Origin of the sequence: Mycolicibacterium palauense, from assembly GCF_002592005.1 — a bacterium.
Taxonomy (GTDB): Bacteria; Actinomycetota; Actinomycetes; order Mycobacteriales; family Mycobacteriaceae; genus Mycobacterium; species Mycobacterium palauense.
This window is the reverse complement of record NZ_NVQF01000182.1, coordinates 1-2218: the sequence shown is the minus strand read 5'-3', so window position 1 is coordinate 2218 and position 2218 is coordinate 1. Positions and strand designations below refer to the sequence as shown.

Here is a 2218-nt window from a genome sequence, read left to right as displayed (position 1 = left end):
TGTGTCGGCGTCGCCTGAAAACTAACCCCGTGTCGGCGGGTGAATTTTGACCCCCTTCGTCTGAGTCTCGGCTTACGAGCCGAGAGGAGAAGGGAGTGTTGTCAGTGGAGGATTGGGCTGAGATCCGCCGGTTGCACAAGACCGAGGGGTTGCCGATCAAGTTGATTGCCAGGACGTTGGGGATCTCTCGCAACACGGTGCGGGCGGCGGTGGCCTCTGATGGGCCGCCGAAGTACGTGCGTAGGCCGGCGGGCTCAGCGGTGGATGCGTTCGAGGACGCGATCCGGGCGCAGCTGGCGGCGGTGCCGACGATGCCGGCCACGGTGATCGCCGAGCGGGTCGGCTGGACGCGGGGCATCACGGTGTTCAAGGAACGGGTCCGGGAGCTGCGCCCGGCGTATCTGCCTCCGGACCCTGCCGGGCGCACGTCCTATGACGCCGGGGATATCGCGCAGTGCGACCTGTGGTTCCCACCCACGACGATCCCGGTCGGCTATGGGCAGACCCGGACCCCGTTGCAGTTGCCGGTGCTGACGATGGTGCTGGGGTACTCGCGGTGGCTCTCGGCGATCCTGATCCCGTCGCGGCGGGCCGAGGACCTGTTCGCCGGCTGGTGGAACCTGATCGCCGCGCTGGGTGCGGTGCCACGCACCCTGGTCTGGGACGGCGAGGGCGCGGTCGGGCGGTGGCGAGCCGGAAGGACCGAACTGACCCGGGACTGCCAGGCATTCCGCGGGGTCCTGGGCACCAAGGTCATCGTGCTCAAGGGCGGAGAGCCCGAGCACAAAGGCATCGTCGAGCGCAGCCACGACTATCTGGAGCGCTCGTTTCTGCCCGGTCGCAGCTTCACCGGACCCGGGGACTTCAACCATCAGCTACAGAAGTGGCTGGATGTGGTCAACACCCGTCGGCGTCGCGCGTTGGGGTGTGCGCCGACCGATCGGATCGGAGCGGACCTGGCGGCCATGCTCACGCTGCCGCCGGTGGCTCCGGAGGTGGGCTGGCGCAACTCGACCCGGTTGGCCCGCGATCACTACGTCCGGCTGGACTCCAACGACTACTCGGTGCACCCCGCGGTGATCGGGCGGCGCATCGAGGTGATCGCCGACCTGGATCGGGTGGTCGTGTTCTGTGACGGCAAGACCGTCGCCGAGCACGAACGGGCGTGGGCGTGGCATCAGACGATCACCGACCCCGAGCACCGTGAGGCAGCGAACCAGTTGCAGCACAACAGGATCAGTGCCCTGCGCCCAAACCGGGAACACGATGACCCGCTGTGTGTCGAGCAGCGGTCGCTGACCGACTACGACACCGCCCTGGGTATCGACCTCGGCGACGGCGGGTTCGCCTCATGACCGCCAAGACCACCCGGGGCACGACATCGACCAACCGGGATCTGACCGCCGAGATCGCCTACCTGACCCGCGCCTTGAAGGCACCCACGATGCGCGAAGCCGTCACCCGTCTGGCCGAGCGGGCCCGGACCGAATCGTGGACCCATGAGGAATTCCTGGTGGCCTGTCTGCAGCGCGAAGTCTCCGCCCGGGAGTCCCATGGCGGGGAGGGCCGCATCCGGGCCGCCAGATTCCCGTCACGAAAGTCGTTGGAGGAATTCGACTTCGAACATGCCCGCGGCCTCAAGCGGGACCTGATCGCCCATCTGGGCACCCTGGACTTCGTCGCCGCCAAGGACAACGTCGTGTTCCTCGGCCCACCGGGCACCGGCAAGACCCATCTGGCGATCGGGATCGCGATCCGGGCGTGTCAGGCCGGCCACCGGACCTTGTTCGCCACCGCCTCGCAATGGGTGGCCCGCCTGGCGGAGGCCCACCACGCCGGACGGCTGCAACAAGAGCTCGTCCGGCTCGGGCGTTACCCGCTGCTCGTCATCGACGAGGTCGGCTACATCCCGTTCGAACCCGAAGCGGCCAACCTGTTCTTCCAGCTGGTCTCCAGCCGCTACGAACGTGCCTCCCTGATCGTCACCTCGAACAAACCCTTCGGCCGCTGGGGCGAAGTCTTCGGCGACGACGTCGTTGCTGCAGCCATGATCGACCGCCTGGTCCACCACGCCGAAGTCATCGCCCTCAAGGGCGACTCCTACCGCATCAAAGACCGCGACCTCGGGAGAGTCCCGGGATCGACAACCGAAGAATGAACACCAAGGGGGTCAATTTTCAACCGACGAAAAGGGGTCAATTTTCGGCCGCCGTTGACA

General features: G+C 66.9%; 2 protein-coding genes. Both read left to right on the top strand.

The genetic code is table 11. The features are described from left to right. Nucleotides 1-95: 95 nt before the first annotated feature. On the top strand, nucleotides 96-1355 hold the full coding sequence (istA, locus tag CSR00_RS29720; RefSeq protein WP_099025931.1) for an IS21 family transposase: 1260 nt from the start codon (nucleotides 96-98) through the stop codon (nucleotides 1353-1355). Further along, entirely contained in the window at nucleotides 1352-2158 is an 807-nt protein-coding gene (istB, locus tag CSR00_RS29715) for an IS21-like element helper ATPase IstB (RefSeq protein ID WP_099025930.1), read from the top strand. The genes istA and istB overlap by 4 nt, the downstream gene beginning before the upstream one ends. Nucleotides 2159-2218: the final 60 nt, after the last annotated feature.

What these genes read in the sequence shown, in the direction of transcription:
- istB (WP_099025930.1), top strand. Translation starts at nt 1,352, where the DNA reads ATGACCGCCAAGACCACCCGGGGCACGACATCGACCAACCGGGATCTG.